The organism is Klebsiella sp. P1954 (genome assembly GCF_018199955.1).
Classification (GTDB): domain Bacteria; phylum Pseudomonadota; class Gammaproteobacteria; order Enterobacterales; family Enterobacteriaceae; genus Klebsiella; species Klebsiella pneumoniae.
The window spans coordinates 2,229,204-2,244,407 of record NZ_CP073373.1 but is presented as its reverse complement, the minus strand read 5'-3'; the positions used below and the strand labels follow the sequence as shown (position 1 = coordinate 2,244,407).

General features: G+C 54.7%; 19 protein-coding genes, 3 tRNA genes and 1 pseudogene. 9 read left to right on the top strand and 14 right to left on the bottom strand.

Annotated features, from left to right (window positions below; genetic code table 11):
• Window positions 1–145 precede the first annotated feature (145 nt).
• From KB890_RS10860 to KB890_RS10840, 5 genes are all read right to left on the bottom strand, one after another.
• Window positions 146–637 carry a YjjA family protein gene (locus KB890_RS10860; RefSeq protein WP_004177504.1) on the bottom strand — a complete coding sequence of 164 codons (492 nt, stop codon included), beginning with the start codon at window positions 635–637 and terminating at the stop codon, window positions 146–148.
• 65 nt (window positions 638–702) lie between these two features.
• Window positions 703–1,440: a DNA replication protein DnaC gene (gene dnaC / locus KB890_RS10855; RefSeq protein WP_002887623.1), complete on the bottom strand. Its 738-nt coding sequence runs from the start codon at window positions 1,438–1,440 to the stop codon at window positions 703–705.
• Between the two features lie 2 nt (window positions 1,441–1,442).
• Window positions 1,443–1,982: a primosomal protein DnaT gene (gene dnaT / locus KB890_RS10850; protein WP_004178536.1), complete on the bottom strand. Its 540-nt coding sequence runs from the start codon at window positions 1,980–1,982 to the stop codon at window positions 1,443–1,445.
• Between the two features lie 102 nt (window positions 1,983–2,084).
• Window positions 2,085–2,558 carry a threonine/serine exporter gene (locus tag KB890_RS10845; RefSeq protein ID WP_002887631.1) on the bottom strand — a complete coding sequence of 158 codons (474 nt, stop codon included), beginning with the start codon at window positions 2,556–2,558 and terminating at the stop codon, window positions 2,085–2,087.
• A complete protein-coding gene (locus KB890_RS10840; RefSeq protein WP_016946263.1) occupies window positions 2,549–3,325 on the bottom strand; it encodes a threonine/serine exporter family protein in 777 nt (258 codons plus the stop codon). Before KB890_RS10840 ends, KB890_RS10845 begins: the two co-directional genes overlap by 10 nt.
• A 279-nt stretch (window positions 3,326–3,604) precedes the next feature.
• Here KB890_RS10840 and pobA point away from each other — a divergent pair, with 279 nt between their 5' ends.
• The 4 genes and pseudogenes from pobA to KB890_RS10820 all read left to right on the top strand — a co-directional run.
• Window positions 3,605–4,789 (top strand): 4-hydroxybenzoate 3-monooxygenase, encoded by a 1,185-nt coding sequence (gene pobA, locus KB890_RS10835; protein WP_004146057.1) that lies wholly within the window; start codon window positions 3,605–3,607, stop codon window positions 4,787–4,789.
• A gap of 16 nt (window positions 4,790–4,805) precedes the next feature.
• Window positions 4,806–5,687, top strand: a complete 882-nt coding sequence (locus KB890_RS10830) for a helix-turn-helix domain-containing protein (RefSeq protein WP_002887643.1) — start codon at window positions 4,806–4,808, stop codon at window positions 5,685–5,687.
• Window positions 5,688–5,952: 265 nt separating this feature from the next.
• Window positions 5,953–6,675: a helix-turn-helix transcriptional regulator gene (locus tag KB890_RS10825; protein ID WP_002887645.1), complete on the top strand. Its 723-nt coding sequence runs from the start codon at window positions 5,953–5,955 to the stop codon at window positions 6,673–6,675.
• A pseudogene (locus KB890_RS10820) lies at window positions 6,636–6,722 on the top strand (bgl operon transcriptional regulator BglJ); the annotation flags it as partial. The gene KB890_RS10825 and the pseudogene KB890_RS10820, both read left to right, overlap by 40 nt.
• Before the next feature lie 14 nt (window positions 6,723–6,736).
• Here the strand turns inward: KB890_RS10820 and KB890_RS10815 are convergent.
• Window positions 6,737–7,434, bottom strand: a protein-coding gene (locus KB890_RS10815) for an IS1-like element IS1B family transposase (protein ID WP_095033700.1) whose coding sequence is annotated in 2 segments (ribosomal slippage) — window positions 6,737–7,185 and window positions 7,185–7,434 — 699 coding nt in all. Because the reading frame shifts where the segments join, the coding sequence is not laid out codon by codon here.
• A 41-nt stretch (window positions 7,435–7,475) separates the two neighbouring features.
• On the opposite strand from KB890_RS10815, the gene bglJ reads away from it, so the two are divergent.
• Window positions 7,476–8,084, top strand: a complete 609-nt coding sequence (gene bglJ, locus KB890_RS10810) for a DNA-binding transcriptional activator BglJ (RefSeq protein WP_022631534.1) — start codon at window positions 7,476–7,478, stop codon at window positions 8,082–8,084.
• Window positions 8,085–8,089: 5 nt separating this feature from the next.
• Here the strand turns inward: bglJ and KB890_RS10805 are convergent, their stop codons facing one another.
• The gene (locus tag KB890_RS10805) at window positions 8,090–8,548 is read right to left on the bottom strand and encodes a YbaK/EbsC family protein (RefSeq protein ID WP_004151383.1); all 459 of its coding nucleotides are present in this window, start codon (window positions 8,546–8,548) and stop codon (window positions 8,090–8,092) included.
• A 337-nt stretch (window positions 8,549–8,885) separates the two neighbouring features.
• Here KB890_RS10805 and KB890_RS10800 point away from each other — a divergent pair, with 337 nt between their 5' ends.
• Entirely contained in the window at window positions 8,886–10,229 is a 1,344-nt protein-coding gene (locus KB890_RS10800; RefSeq protein WP_020323850.1) for a PTS sugar transporter subunit IIC, read from the top strand.
• 49 nt (window positions 10,230–10,278) lie between these two features.
• Here the strand turns inward: KB890_RS10800 and fhuF are convergent, their stop codons facing one another.
• From fhuF to KB890_RS10785, 3 genes are all read right to left on the bottom strand, one after another.
• Window positions 10,279–11,067 carry a siderophore-iron reductase FhuF gene (fhuF, locus tag KB890_RS10795; protein WP_002887652.1) on the bottom strand — a complete coding sequence of 263 codons (789 nt, stop codon included), beginning with the start codon at window positions 11,065–11,067 and terminating at the stop codon, window positions 10,279–10,281.
• Window positions 11,068–11,173: 106 nt separating this feature from the next.
• Window positions 11,174–12,220: a GGDEF domain-containing protein gene (locus tag KB890_RS10790; protein ID WP_002887653.1), complete on the bottom strand. Its 1,047-nt coding sequence runs from the start codon at window positions 12,218–12,220 to the stop codon at window positions 11,174–11,176.
• Between the two features lie 23 nt (window positions 12,221–12,243).
• Window positions 12,244–12,414, bottom strand: coding sequence for a hypothetical protein (locus tag KB890_RS10785; RefSeq protein WP_004221147.1), 171 nt, complete (start codon window positions 12,412–12,414; stop codon window positions 12,244–12,246).
• Window positions 12,415–12,484: 70 nt separating this feature from the next.
• On the opposite strand from KB890_RS10785, the gene KB890_RS10780 reads away from it, so the two are divergent.
• Window positions 12,485–12,724, top strand: a complete 240-nt coding sequence (locus KB890_RS10780) for a DUF1435 domain-containing protein (protein ID WP_002887654.1) — start codon at window positions 12,485–12,487, stop codon at window positions 12,722–12,724.
• Window positions 12,725–12,745: 21 nt separating this feature from the next.
• Here KB890_RS10780 and KB890_RS10775 read toward each other — a convergent pair.
• The 4 genes from KB890_RS10775 to rsmC all read right to left on the bottom strand — a co-directional run bounded on the left by KB890_RS10775 (window position 12,746) and on the right by rsmC (window position 14,265).
• Window positions 12,746–12,832 (bottom strand) — tRNA-Leu (locus KB890_RS10775).
• Window positions 12,833–12,863: 31 nt separating this feature from the next.
• Window positions 12,864–12,950: transfer RNA gene (locus KB890_RS10770), tRNA-Leu, on the bottom strand.
• Window positions 12,951–12,978: 28 nt separating this feature from the next.
• Window positions 12,979–13,065 (bottom strand) — tRNA-Leu (locus KB890_RS10765).
• A 171-nt stretch (window positions 13,066–13,236) separates the two neighbouring features.
• Window positions 13,237–14,265: a 16S rRNA (guanine(1207)-N(2))-methyltransferase RsmC gene (gene rsmC / locus KB890_RS10760; protein ID WP_004177499.1), complete on the bottom strand. Its 1,029-nt coding sequence runs from the start codon at window positions 14,263–14,265 to the stop codon at window positions 13,237–13,239.
• A 102-nt stretch (window positions 14,266–14,367) separates the two neighbouring features.
• Between rsmC and KB890_RS10755 the strand changes: the two genes are divergently transcribed.
• Together KB890_RS10755 and rimI are read left to right on the top strand one after the other, a co-directional pair.
• Window positions 14,368–14,781, top strand: coding sequence for a DNA polymerase III subunit psi (locus KB890_RS10755; RefSeq protein WP_004146046.1), 414 nt, complete (start codon window positions 14,368–14,370; stop codon window positions 14,779–14,781).
• Window positions 14,750–15,196, top strand: coding sequence for a ribosomal protein S18-alanine N-acetyltransferase (gene rimI, locus KB890_RS10750; RefSeq protein ID WP_009309163.1), 447 nt, complete (start codon window positions 14,750–14,752; stop codon window positions 15,194–15,196). Before KB890_RS10755 ends, rimI begins: the two co-directional genes overlap by 32 nt.
• Window positions 15,197–15,204 lie beyond the last annotated feature (8 nt).

The following is a 15,204-nucleotide window of genomic DNA, read 5'->3' as shown; positions in this document are numbered from 1 at the left end:
TTATTCAGAATTGGTTTAGAAGTTGCCTTTTTTGATCGGCATCGCATCGGGCGAAATGGGAAAACGGAACAGGAAAACTGCAAAAAAAGCGTTTCAGGCCGCGGCGCCGCCGCGAAGGCAACAAATGCGGCCTTGTCAGTCAGGATCAGGAGAGGAAATTAACACCCTGTTTTAAGACCAGATCGCAGGCTTTGGTTTTTACCTGTTTCGCCAGCGAGCTATTGCCGAGCGTATTCAGGTCCAACTGCTGGCCGTTTTTGCTGTTGAGCAGCCCCTGCAGGCCATCCAGATAGCTGGTGTCCTGTTTTTGTTTTTCCGGCGTGCTAAGCCCCAGTTTATCCAGCACCTGATTTTTGACGTTATCGGCGCTGGTCACGGAGGCCAGCTTCTGTTTCGCGCAATATGACAGTATCCCGGCCGCATTATTCATGCTGCTGGCGGTCAGGGATTGGCTGCTGCCGTTGAGCAGGCTGGTTAGCGAAGAGACGGACATGCCGCCGCTGGCCTGGGCGTTACTGCCGCTGAGCTGGCTGGCAGCGCTGTTAAGGGAATCCTGCCAGGAGGCGGCGTGGGCGCCAGAGAGGGTAAACGCGCTAACGGCAAGCGCGGCAACAACGCTATTTTTAAACGATTTCATAGACGGACTCATAAGCGTGACTGAATAATCGCTTTAGTATAACGCCGTCGTCGCCCGGAAATCTCTTAATACTCCTTGCCTGTAACGCGGTGCCGGTAACTTTCCCAATTGAAGATAACCCACAGGCTGTTGCCGAGCCGCATACGGTCCATCACCCGCTCGCCGAGCAGTTTGTTCATCTCTTCCATATTGCTGTTGGTGAGCATCCCGGTAGGTCGTTTGGAGGATGAGCGCCGGTCAACTATCTGATTGATAATGACCTTTTCATAGCGAGACTCTGTCTGCATACCAATTTCATCGATCACCAGCAGGTCGACCATGCTGAGGTCGTTAAGCAACTGTTCTTCGCTCGTTTCCCGGTTGCCGAAGGTATCTTTCATCGCCGACATAATATCGGCCACGGTGATGATTAAGACCGACTTCCCGCGCAGCAGCAGCTCGTTGCAAATGGCTGCCGCCAGGTGGTTTTTGCCAGTGCCCGGTTTACCGGAGAAGATAAAGCTGGCGATATTGCCATCGAACTCTTCCACGTACTGGCGCGCCCGGGCGAGCGCATTCATCTGCCCCTCGCACTCGACGCGATAGTTATCAAAGGAGCAGTTCTGATGCAGCGGGCGGATCCCCGAGCGGTTGAAGGTGCGCTGCATTTTCATCGCGCGATTCTCTCGCTCCAGCGCTTCGGAACGCAGCCGGCCTTGCTCTTTTTGCCAGGCCAGCAGCTCTTCGCCGGTTTTAAACGCCGGTTCAATATGTGCCGGCATCATTTTCTGCAGGCGTTTCATCAGGTCGCCAACGTTTTTCATGCTCATCCTCGGAAACCTCGCGGAATATGGCTGTCGGGTTCGCTAACGCTGTTCACATCGCGCTTCGGCTGTCCGCCGTTGCTGGCGCGGCTGATTTGCACGCTACGCGCCAGCTTCTGCTGCCACTGCACGTGGTGAAAGACTTTACCTTCCGCCTGCCAGTAAGCGACGAAAGCGGCCAGCTCTTCGGGGGTAACCGGCTGGCTCAGGGCAATGCCCCACAGCGCGGCCAGGCGCTGAAAATCGGCGTCAGGCCGCCACCCGGCGTACATAGCAAATTTGCCCATCGGCACCGCAACCGGCGCCGCGGCGGGCTCCTCGAAAAACTGCGGGTCAAGCGCGATGTCGCTGCCGGGGCGCGCCAGCCTGGCTTCCAGCTCCAGCAGTTGCGCCAGCCGCGCTGGCGTCAGCGCATAGAATGCCGGCGCGTTATTGGCAAAAACGGCAACGGTGCCGTCAGTCGATTTTGCCAGCAGCGCCGCGTGCTGCTGGAGGAACTCTTCCAGGCCGCTAAAATGGGAGGTTAAAATTCGCGAAGACATAACTCTATCTCAACTCTGAACTGCAAAGAGTGGGGTGATCTGCACATAGTAGCACAGAGGCCATCGCGGAAGGAGCGTCGCGGATTAACCGCGACGTCGGGGTTAGACGCGAGGACGCTTACGATACAGCCACAGGCCGGGTATCGACAGGCCAATCGAAAGGGCGCCCACAATCGAAGAGGCCTTTAAAAAATTGCTCAGCAGCAAAATCATCATCTCTTCCGAATAGCCAAAATGACTGATTTTTACCGCGGAAATCATCGCCGTGTAGGCTGAGATGCCAGGAAACATCGGGATCACGGCGGCGACGGTAAAAATCTTCGGATGCGCCAGATACCAGCGCGACCATTGAATGCCAATGCTGCCCACCAGCAGAGCGGCGAGAAAGGTGGCCCATTCAATGTTAAAACCGGCGCTCATCATGATCATACGCGAGCCATGGCCAATCGCCCCCAGCAGCGCGCACCAGCGCAGAGCGCGCTGAGGGACATTAAAGACCATCGCAAACCCGACGGCGGGGATCGCCGCCAGCAGCATGTCTTCCGCCAGCGCAAAAATAAATGAGATTATGCCCATCCGCGCAGCCCCCATACGGTCATGGCCATCACCACGCCAATGCAGGTGGCGAGGGTTAGCAGGCTGGCGATCGCCCAGCGGGCGAGTCCGGTATTGATATGCCCTTTAAACATATCGGCGACGGCATTGATTAATGGAAAACCCGGGACCAGCAGCAGAACGCTGGCGGCCATGGCAATGGTCGGCGTGCTGGCAAACGTCGGGAGGCGCAGCAGCAGCCCGGAGATGGTGGTGGCGACAAAGGCGGTGATGCAGAAGTTGATCTGCGGATGCATGGAGCGATGGGTCAGCACCTGGCGAATGTACATGGCTACCGTGCTTGCGCAGAAGCTGACCAGCGCCCCATCCCAACCGCCGTTATTCAGTTTGCAGAAACAGGCGCAGGAAAGACCCACCATCAGCACCAGCAGCCAGCGCGGATAGCGCAGGGGAACGATCTGCGCAAAACGCTTCTCGACGTCGCGATAGTCCAGCAGCTTATGCTCGGCGAGGATCACAATGTGCTGCACTTCCGTCACCACATGCATATTAATGCCGCGATCGACATTTTTGCGCGTAGAGGTAAGACATTCGCCATTTTTAATGGTGGTCAGGACGATGGCATTCGAAGAGATGGCGCTTTCAACGCTGTCCATCCCCAACGCCAGCCCGAGACGTGTTGACAGTTCCTCCACCAGCGCACTCTCGGCGCCGTGCTGTAACAGAAAAAGACCACACTGGATGCATAAACGTGTGATTGCCCGCTGCTGTGTCCGATCAACCTGCATACTTCCTCTATTGTTCACGACGCCTGGTATCTGCCGATACTTTAACCTGAAGCGCAGTGGCGGCTGAGGGGGGTGGGATCAAATAATGTGCAAAAATTCCCAGTCTGCGGGGCGGCAGAATTTGAAGCATCCCACACTTTTGCCAGTTTGGTGAAAAGTGCAATTTTTGTCGCCATTCATCCCTTCTTTTTCCCCACTGACTTATCAAAAATGCAGAAAAGCACTTTTATTAAACAAAAATTATACAAATAATTAACCCTGCAAGAGTGAGACATCCCTATGAAGACACAGGTCGCGATTATTGGCGCGGGCCCCTCCGGGCTGCTGCTGGGGCAGTTGCTGCACAACGCCGGGATCCATACCGTGATCCTTGAGCGTCAAACGCCGCAGTATGTGCTGGGGCGCATCCGCGCGGGAATTCTGGAAAGCGGCACCGTCGATCTGCTACGCGAAGCGGGCGTGGCGCAGCGGATGGATGCCGAAGGCCTGGTGCATCATGGGGTGGAGTTTCTGTTTGACGGCCAGCGGGTGCCCGTCGCACTGAGCGAGCTAACCGACGGTAAGAGCGTAATGGTTTATGGCCAGACCGAAGTAACCCGCGATCTGATGGCTGCCCGGGCCGCCAGCGGTGCGCCGATCGTCTATGGCGTGAGCGAGGTGGCTATCCATGACGCCAAAAGCGACCGGCCGACGATCACCTACCTCAGCGAAGGGGAAACCTGCCGTCTGGAGTGCGATTTTATTGCCGGTTGCGACGGTTTCCACGGCGTATCGCGGCAAAGTATTCCAGCTGGCATTTTGCAGACCTACGAGAGCGTGTGGCCGTTTGGCTGGCTAGGCCTGCTGGCGGATACGCCGCCGGTCAATCCGGAGCTTATTTATGCGCACCATCAGCGGGGGTTTGTATTGTGCAGTCAACGCTCACTGACTCGCAGCCGCTATTATCTGCAGGTTCCGCTGAGCGATAAGGTTGAAGCATGGTCGGACGAGCGCTTCTGGCAGGAGCTGAAAAGCCGCTTGCCGGAAGAGCTGACATCCAGGTTAGTGACTGGTCACTCACTTGAGAAGAGCATTGCCCCCCTGCGTAGCTTCGTCGTGGAGCCGATGCAATATGGGCGGTTGTTCCTGGTGGGGGATGCGGCGCATATCGTTCCGCCAACCGGGGCGAAAGGATTAAATCTGGCGGCATCGGACGTGAACTATCTGTGGCGGATTTTGCGCGAATACTACCATCGTGGCCGCAGCGATCTGCTGGCGGCCTACTCGCAACTGGCGCTGGATCGGGTCTGGAAAGGGGAACGCTTTAGCTGGTTTATGACCCGCCTGCTGCATGATTTTCCGGATCAGAACGCGTTCGACGCTAAAATGCAGGCCGCCGACCGCCGCTACTATCTGGGCTCGCGCGCCGGGCTGACCACCATCGCGGAAAACTACGTGGGCTTGCCCATGGAGCGTGTCGCCTGAATTAAGAGGAGTCATCATGCCGTTCGTTCAAACCGTGCCCGTATTTAAGCTGTATGGCGAAGAGTGCGGCTGGCCGACGCCGGACCTGCTGCACTGTGAGTCGATTTTACAGCGCAGCAGCCTGTATCAGTGGCATATTCGCGTCCATCAGCATGCGGAAATGGTCCAGCTTCTCTATCTGCATCAGGGGCGGGCGGAGATCGAAATTGAAGGCGCCACCGCGGTGATGACGGAGTCCTGCATCCAGGTGGTTCCCGCCCTCTGTATTCACGGGTTTAATTTTTCACCCGGGACGCAAGGGTTTGTGCTCTCTCTGGCGCTGCCGCTGCTGAGCCGGTTTGAAAATCAGTTCGGTCGCCCTCTGGATGTGCTTAGCGTGCCGCAGTGTGTGCCGGTGGGCCGTTCTCGCGGGCGCATGCATACGCTGTTTTCAGCGCTTCGCGAGGAGTACTGCGAAGAGCACGATGCGCGAGAAATGATGCTCTATTCGCTGCTGGGGACGCTGTTGGTCTGGCTGAACCGACAGTGCCATCCCGCGTCCCCCGCGGAAGATAAAGCGGAGCGGAAGCGCAGCATGATGCGTCACTTCGCCCGCCTTATCGAGAGCCACTACCGACAGCATCTCCCGTTGGCGGAGTATGCGAAGCTGATTGGACTGTCGGTTACGCACTTAAATTATTTATGTCGTGAGTTTTATGGCTGTAGCGCTCTTGGAGTATTGCATCAGCGGTTGATGCTTGAAGCGCGACGCAATCTGCAGTACACCCGCATGACGATTACACAACTCTCTGATTATTTGGGGTTTAGCGATGCAGCCTATTTTTCGCGTTTTTTCCGTCGCTATAGCGGTATGTCACCCAAAGCATTTAGAGAAACAATTAAAGATAATGCTTCATAATGTTCAGTACTGAAATTATTTTTGCTAAATAATGTTTTTATCTTTTCTAATTTATTAGCGCAGGAACGTCTGTGTTAATATTAATCGCAAGTATACACGGCAATAATATTTTACACGGTATGACCACGGTTCGGTCGTTACGTATATCGTGTGCGCAGGCCATGAATATGATTTTAATATTCATCCAGGAAATGATATGGCGATAAAGTCGCTCGCCGATCGTTTGCAGGCAAGCGAAGGAACTTCGACAGGAAGCGGAGGTGTTATGTTACCAGGACAAGGTAAGTTTGGCGTCGTTATTAGTAAAATTCCCGTCATGCAATCAGGGTTAAAGGTGATCTTCAATGAGAACCTCCCTGATTACGAACTGAGTTTTTGTCGTTCTCATGATGAGCTCACCCTTTTACAACTGCGGCGGGCGGTGCTGGTTGTCGCGGATATCTCCGGCGAGATTGCGCACCCCCGAGCCGTCTGCGAGCGTTATTACTCCCTCATGACCCAGTACCGTGATATTCACTGGGTTTTTATGGTCAGCGACAGCCTCTATCCGTTGGCCGTTGAGCTATTAATTCGTCCTGAAAGCTCGTTGATCTCCGAGAGCGAGCCGGTTAACCGGCTGATTGAGGTGATTTGCGCCGGTAGCCGTGCGGCTGAACAGATTAGCCGTACGCTGTTTGCCGGGGATGAGGACAGCGATTTCGCAAGCTACCACTCTGCGGCGATGCTCACTCTTTCAGAGCGTAAAGTTCTGCGCCTTCTGGCGAAGGGGTGGGGAATAAACCAGATCGCCGCGCTGTTGAAAAAGAGTAATAAGACGATCAGCGCGCAGAAAAACAGCGCAATGCGTCGCTTATCTCTACGCAGCAACGCTGAAATGTATGCCTGGATCAACAGCGCGCAGGGAATGCAAGAGCTGAATATCAATTCAGCTTACGGGGAGCAAATGGAATGGAAAAAAATAGTACAACCCGCCATGTCGCCATCGTAGAAAAATGCGTGATGACGGAAATGGCATGGCGCTATATCTTTAGTCGGGTAATGACTCCAACTTATTGATAGTGTTTTATGTTCAGATAATGCCCGATGACTTTGTCATGCAGCTCCACCGATTTTGAGAACGACAGCGACTTCCGTCCCAGCCGTGCCAGGTGCTGCCTCAGATTCAGGTTATGCCGCTCAATTCGCTGCGTATATCGCTTGCTGATTACGTGCAGCTTTCCCTTCAGGCGGGATTCATACAGCGGCCAGCCATCCGTCATCCATATCACCACGTCAAAGGGTGACAGCAGGCTCATAAGACGCCCCAGCGTCGCCATAGTGCGTTCACCGAATACGTGCGCAACAACCGTCTTCCGGAGCCTGTCATACGCGTAAAACAGCCAGCGCTGGCGCGATTTAGCCCCGACGTATCCCCACTGTTCGTCCATTTCCGCGCAGACGATGACGTCACTGCCCGGCTGTATGCGCGAGGTTACCGACTGCGGCCTGAGTTTTTTAAATGGCGGAAAATCGTGTTGAGGCCAACGCCCATAATGCGGGCGGTTGCCCGGCATCCAACGCCATTCATGGCCATATCAATGATTTTCTGGTGCGTACCGGGTTGAGAAGCGGTGTAAGTGAACTGCAGTTGCCATGTTTTACGGCAGTGAGAGCAGAGATAGCGCTGATGTCCGGCGGTGCTTTTGCCGTTACGCACCACCCCGTCAGTAGCTGAACAGGAGGGACAGCTGATAGAAACAGAAGCCACTGGAGCACCTCAAAAACACCATCATACACTAAATCAGTAAGTTGGCAGCATCACCCTTTAGTCGTGAAGATAATCGCCGTTATCATATTCATCTGTTTAAAAATGTCAGTATGCTCAGGGCGGCGGAAATACCGTTTCCCTGGTCAACCATTATTTTTTCTCTTTCGGGAAGTCGTTCTTCACGAGCCGAGAGCCTGCTCTTTGTTCATGAAATGGCGCGGTGCCGGCCGGAAGTCCAAACGATTATTCTGGCTAATAATGAAAGTGAAATGCACCTGATCGGCCATCTTATGCCGGCCTGTTTGCACGGCATACTGAATAAATCCGCGCCGCGACGCGGGCTACAGGAGCGTTTGCTACAGCTACTGGACAATCATCTCAGCGGCAGCGAACAATTTTGCGGCAGAGAGGCGTGCAACGATCCGCTAAGCCCGACGGAGCACGCCATCCTTCGGTATATGTCGTGGGGATATTCGCTTTCTGATATTGCGATACAGCTCAACCGGAATATTAAAACGATCCGCGCGCATAAGTTTAACGCCATGACCAAGCTCGGAGTTCGCTCAGACATTGGTTTATTAAACGCGGCGGATATCCTGTTGCATTTACCGCTCAATAGTACGACCAGCGCCGTTAAACAGGTAGCGTAATGCGGCTATAAACACACATCTACCCATGTTGCATCGGTGAGCTGCGCCATGCGTTCTGGTTCAATGCGAACCGCGCTATGGATGGCTCCCGCTGCGGGTAGTACTTCCTGATAATGTCTGAGAGAGACGTCGCAGTAGACTGCCAGCGGATTTTCCAGACCAAACGGGCAAACGCCGCCGACCGGATGACCGGTCCAGGTAACCACTTCATCGCTGCTTAGCATGCGTGCTTTCGCGCCAAAGGTCTCTTTCAGCTTTTTATTATCCAGCCGCGCATCGCCCCTGGCGACGATCAGTACAATCTTATCTTTGATCTTGAGCGACAGCGTTTTGGCAATTTGCCCCGGCTCAACGTTGTGTGCGGCAGCAGCAAGTGCGACGGTGGCGGTACTCTGATTTAACTCAATAATTTCGATATCGGGGGCGTGTTCGGCAAAAAACTGCCGTACAGACTGCAGACTCATTGGATTCTCCTGATTTAAGCCTGGTTAAATCTGTCACAAGCCTGGCGGAGTGTAAATATCAGCGCGGACAATCCAGATTCTTTCTATTTTGTCGATCTCCTTCACAATCACCGTAACCGGTTACTGTAACCGGTTGCGGTTATCTGCATTGAGATGAATACTGGAACAGTCACTTCTCCTTTTATTTATAACAAAAGAGCCGTGTATGAATCGTTGCCTCATGAGCAGTATAGCCGGTTGCACATCCGCCAGCGGCCTGCTGCGTCAAAAAGCGGTCATCGTAACGGCAGGGTAATCGTTGTTGGGCCAGTATCAATAGCCTGTCAGGAGGGCTACTATGTCTGCTAACCATGCTGCGTTTAATTTGATATTTCGCTTTGTAGAAAATTACATAAGCCCCATAGCAGGGCGGATCTCGTCGCAGCGCCACGTCATGGCTATCCGTGACGGATTTATCTCAGCGATGCCGTTTATGATCGTCGGATCGTTCCTGTTAGTGTTTGCTTATCCACCGTTCTCACCGGATACCACCTGGGGTTTTGCCCGCGCCTGGCTGGATCTGGCGAAAGAGTTTGAGGGGCGTATTCTGACCCCCTTTGATATGACGATGGGGATCATGTCGATCTACATCTGCGCGGCAATCTCCTATAACCTCGGTAAGCATTACGAGAAATCCAATCAGCTCGATCCCTTTATGTGCGCAATGCTGTCGATCATGGCCTTTTTGCTGATTGCCGCGCCGAAAACCAATGGCACGCTGCCGGTGGCTAGCCTCGGGGGGACCGGGATCTTTACCGCCATTCTGGTGGCGATCTACTGCGTGGAGATGATGCGTTTCTTGAAAGCGCACAACATTGGGATCCGCTTGCCGGACCAGGTTCCGCCGATGATCAAAAACTCGTTTGATCTGTTGATCCCGGTGCTGGTGGTCGTGCTGACGCTCTATCCGCTGAGCCTGTTTATCCAGCACCATTTTGACATGCTGATCCCGCAGGCCATTATGGCCATTTTCAAGCCGCTGGTTTCGGCAGCCGACTCTCTGCCGGCAATTCTGTTGGCGGTGCTGATCGGCCACCTGCTGTGGTTTGCCGGGATCCACGGTGCGGCGATCGTGTCCGGGATGCTGCAGATGTTCTGGCTGACTAACCTCGGTATGAACCAGCAGGCGCTGGCCCAGGGCGCGCCTCTGCCGCATATCTTTATGGAGGCGTTCTGGACCTTCTTTATCGTGGTCGGAGGTTCCGGGGCGACCATGGGACTGGTGTTCTGTTATCTGCGCAGCCGTTCAGCGCATTTGCGCTCCATTGGTCGTTTGAGCGTGGTGCCAAGCCTGTTCAATATCAACGAGCCGGTGATCTTTGGGACGCCTATCGTCATGAACCCAGTGTTCTTTATTCCGTTCCTGCTGGCGCCGATGGTGAACGCGGTGCTGGCCTGGGCGGCAATGAAGCTGGATCTGATTGGCCGCGTCATCTCCGTCGTACCATGGACGGCGCCAGCGCCAATTGGCGGCGCCTGGGCGTTGGGCTGGGATTTCCGGGCGGCGATTCTGGTCATTGTTCTGGCCTGCGTGTCGGCAATCATCTACTTCCCATTCTTTAAGGTATATGAGAAACAGCTGCTTGCTCAGGAAGCGGAAGAGGCCGAGCGGGCGGAGCAGGAGAGTCAACAGACCGCATAAATAGCAACGGGCGGTAAAGGCCGCCCGTTACTTTTCAGGTAAGTGGTAATTATTTAAGCGTACAGTCGCCGCACTGTTGGACATCCGGCAGGCGATAGCGCTGACAGCAGGTGCGTCGGACTAACTGCCCTTCACGCAGCATCACCGTTCGCCACAGCGGGTTATCCTGGCCATCGGCGAGTTGTTTTTCAAAAAAACAGTGCTGACGTAGCGCGGCAAGCCGCTCATCACCCAGCAGCGCGCGCATTTCCCCAAGATACCAGTTAATCAGATAGCCGGTATTGCTCCAGATAAGTTTGCTATTGATTTCGCCCGTCGCTGCCAGCGCCTCAACAACCGGCTGCAGGGTGCGCGTTACCAGGGCATCCATTCGCGCCTGCGGTGAAAGCCTCTCGATATCGGCATCGCTATGCACATCAATCCAGAAGCAGGCCGCCCGGCCGCTTTCATGAAATTCGACATGGAAATGTTCTGGCGCCAGGCTGAGGCCTTGCGGTTCATTGAGCAGCGCCAGCATCAGCGGCGGCACCAGCAGACCGATATACCATTGCGCCCAGAGCGAGAGCAGAGGCTTCTGTTCCCGAGGCAGCGTCGGCTGATGACGATAGATATGATCGGACCAGGTGGCCAGCAGGGAGCGCAAGGCGATGGGTTGCGACCATTCGGCAAGCGTTAACGCGTGCCGTGGGGCGGGTTCGTCAAGTCGCAGGAAATCAAGCAGGTGTGGACGCAGGGTGGCGATTTTTTCCCGAATACTCTCCGCCAGGGCATGCTCAGCCGTCGGCAAAGGAGCCCGCCAGATAAGTTCATCGCTGAGAGGAAGGGAACGCCAGGCCATTCGATTTCCAGATACAAATCTAAATGATAATGATTACTGATATTAGTTGCTTGCAGGCGGCATGGCAAGGCTTTTATCGGCGCCGCGATGTCGCAGCGCGCGCAGGTCAACTGGCAAGAATAATGTTGCGGCCTTTATTTTTTGCCTCATAGAGTGCGCCGTCGGCGCGCGCCAGCGCTTGTTCAATGTTGTCATTAATGAGCGGCGTCAGGCCAATACTGATGGTGACGTTGGTGGCGACGCTTTCATTAAACATATGCGGGATCTTCAGGTCATAGACCCGCTGACGTATACGTTCGGCTGTCTTCCAGGCCGTTTCTTCGCTGCTATTGGTCAGCAGCACCATAAACTCCTCTCCACCAAAGCGGGCGACAATATCGCGTGAGCGTACAGCGTTGCGAATGGCAGCAGAGACGCGAATAAGCGCCTGGTCACCCATCATATGACCATAGTGATCGTTATAGGCCTTGAAGTGATCGATATCGAGGAGCAGCACGTAGTGGTTGTCGCCGTCCAGCGCCAGCAGGGTATCGAGGCGGTTCTGCAGTCCGCGGCGATTATACAAACCGGTCAGGGGATCGAGCATACTGAGATCGTTGAGCGTATTGCGTTCATGCATCAGTTTATCCATTAAACCCTGCGTAAAGGCATCGCTGCGCTTCTGGATAATATTTTGCAGGGTAATACCGGCTATAGGCAGCATAAAGCAGTAAGTCATACGCAACCATTGTTCCCCCTCCGCCATTATCAGGCAGGCAAGGAAAGTTGGTAAAGAGTGGAGGGTAAAGGCAGTGATATTATTGGAAAAAGCGATGGTGCCGATAAACAGAATGCTTAATAGGGCGATCACCAGATAGTTAAAATGCGGTGGTGTCAATAGCATCGCTTTTGTCACTACGTGCCATGCCCATAGCATGCCAAATAACAACGAGATAGTGGGAATATTTATTTTCGATTGCGGCCATTTCCAGTGCCAGAGCAGCAGCAGCCCGCTGCAGACGACGATCAGGGCGCAGGGCAGCGTAAAACGAACTACCGTAAATAGGGGGGTCACCAGCGACAGCGAGGAAGAAATGAAATTAAGCAGTAAAAAAAGCCGTAAGGAATATTGATATTTTTGTGCGTAGTGTGCTCGCCAGGTTTGTGCAGTCATATCGGAAGAATCATTATTAGTCGTTAAATTTCAAAATGATGAAAGCCAAAAATGAAGAGTCTGATAACAATGTGCAAAAAAAGGTTATTTGCAAAATAAGCAAAATATTTAATATATATCGATAATCCGCTTAATTTATCACCTTCATGAATGTATGTCATTACCGCGAACGTAAAGAAAAAGGGGCAGAGCACGTCGCAAATGACAAATGATAAAGATTATCATATGATATTGGTTATCATTATCGTTGTGAGAGGTGAAACCATGCTGCAGCGAGCATTAGGAAGCGGCTGGGGAGTGATGATTCCCGGCGCGCTAATTGTCGCTCTCGGGTATGCCGGAGTGTCGGCTGACGTATGGCGGGTACTGGTCGCGGTGGGCATGCTGATGTCCGCGGCGATGATCTGGCATCGTCAATTGCGCCATTTTATCCTGCTGCCATCGTGTGTCGCGTTGATCGGCGGAATAATGCTGATGATTGTGGATATTAAACTGAGAGGATAATGCCGGGAGAGGGAAGAATATTGGTGCGAGGGGGGGGACTTGAACCCCCACGTCCGTAAGGACACTAACACCTGAAGCTAGCGCGTCTACCAATTCCGCCACCTTCGCACAGTATTCTTTCTTTGAGATATTGCCTCGTTGGTGCGAGGGGGGGGACTTGAACCCCCACGTCCGTAAGGACACTAACACCTGAAGCTAGCGCGTCTACCAATTCCGCCACCTTCGCCCAGTGCGAGCAATATCTTCGTGGATTATGGTGCGAGGGGGGGGACTTGAACCCCCACGTCCGTAAGGACACTAACACCTGAAGCTAGCGCGTCTACCAATTCCGCCACCTTCGCATACCATCGATACTCTGAAAGTATCGTTACCACGGAGGCGCATTCTAGTGGTTTTCGGCGACACGTCAATAGTTAATTATGCAGGTTGTATCGATTGCTGCAAAAATGGGCGGATTTGCCCGCGGGAAGCGCCAGCGGTACCAGGAGCGGGCCGCCGGCGTGAAAAGACGATTATTTTTTCGCCTGACGGGTCATGATGGTGCGATAGACCTTAAAGCGCCCGGTCTGGGCGATCACCTCATGGAAGCCGAACGTCTCATCCAGCACCTGCGGATACGGCAGGAAGGCGTTGGCGACAATGCGCAGCTCGCCGCCGCTGTTCAGATGGCGAACCGCGCCGCGGATCAGCGCCTGGGCGGCTTCGAGACTGGTCTGCAGGCCGTCATGGAATGGCGGGTTGGAGATGATCATGTCGAAGCGACCATTGACCTCGGAGAAGACGTTGCTGGCAAACACATCGCCAGCCAGGCCGTTGGCGGCAAGCGTCGCGCGGCTGGCTTCGACCGCCGGGGCGCTGACGTCGCATAGGGTGAGGCGCACTTTCGGTGAATGGCTGGCCAGCGCGGCGGCCAGCACGCCCGCGCCGCAGCCGACGTCGAGCACTTTCCCTTTGGTATGCGGCTCGAGGGTGGAGAGCAGCAGCTGGCTGCCGACGTCCAGACCGTCGCGGCTGAAGACGCCCGGCAGGGTTTTTATCGTCAGATTATCCAGTGTGTATTCGCCCCAGAATGCGTCGGCGTCGAAGGTCGGCTGCTTTTCCAGACGGCCATGATAGAGGCCACAGCGGCGGGCGCTATCCACTTTGTTTAATGGCGCGTATTCAGCCAGCATCTGCTCCGCGCTGCGGACGCCGCTGCGGTTTTCACCGACGACGAAAATGTCGCTTCCCACCGGCAGCAGAGAGAGCAGGTTCATCAGCTGGAACTGCGCCTCTGGTTTGTTCTTTGGCCAGTAGTAGATCAGGGTGTCGCATTCGGCGACGTCAGCGGCCTCAGCCACTAAGCTAAAACGGACGGTGTCACCCATCTGGCGGTTGAGGACCTGCCAGTGGTGGAACTGTTGGGTGTGGGCGCGGCTGGCCGCGGTATCCAGACGCGCAGGCAGGTCATCCTGCAGGTCACCGGCAAACAGAACGCGGGCGGACTCGAAATCATCACTGTGGCGCAGCAAGACTTCACTTGCCGGGGTAAAAGCGGACATGAAACACTCCTTCATTAAGACTGGCGCCGATTATAGTAGTTTGTTGGCGCAGATACGACGGATTTGCTATATTGCGCGCTTGTTTAACAGGAGTGTTTCGCTATGACATCCCGACGAGACTGGCAATTACAGCAGCTGGGCATTACCCAGTGGTCGCTGCGCCGACCGGGGGCGTTGCAGGGCGAAATCGCTATCTCGCTTCCTGAACATATTCGTCTGGTGATGGTGGCGGAAACCCCGCCGTCGCTGACAGAGCCGCTGATTGGCGACATATTACGCGCGCTGGCCGTGACGCCAGATCAGGTCCTGCAGCTGACTCCGGAGCGGGTGGCGATGCTGCCGCAGGACAGCCGCTGCAACAGCTGGCGGTTGGGCACAGAGGCGTCGCTGCCGCTGGCGGGCGCCCAGGTGTCCACCCCCGCTTTTGATGAACTCCAGACCAGCGCGCCGGCTCGCAGGGCGCTCTGGCAACAAATCTGCGCACATGAACACGATTTCTACCCTCAGCACGGCTGATTTAACCAAAGCCTGGCACATCGAAAAACGCGCCCACGCTTTCCCGTGGAGCGAACAGACTCTGGCCAGTAACCAGGGGGAGCGCTATCGCAACTATCAGCTATCGGTAGATGGCGAAATGGCGGCTTTCGCCATTACGCAAGTGGTGCTGGATGAGGCGACGCTGTTCAATATCGCCGTCGATCCCGCGTACCAGCGCCGCGGCCTGGGGCGAGCGCTGCTGGAGCATGTCATTGATGAAGTCGAAAAACTCGGCGTCGTCACGCTGTGGCTGGAGGTGCGAGCATCCAACGTTGCCGCCATCGCGCTGTATGAGAGCGTAGGCTTCAATGAGGCAACCATCCGCCGCAACTACTATCCTACGACCGACGGACGCGAAGACGCCATTATTATGGCTCTGCCAATCAGTATGTAACACAAGGT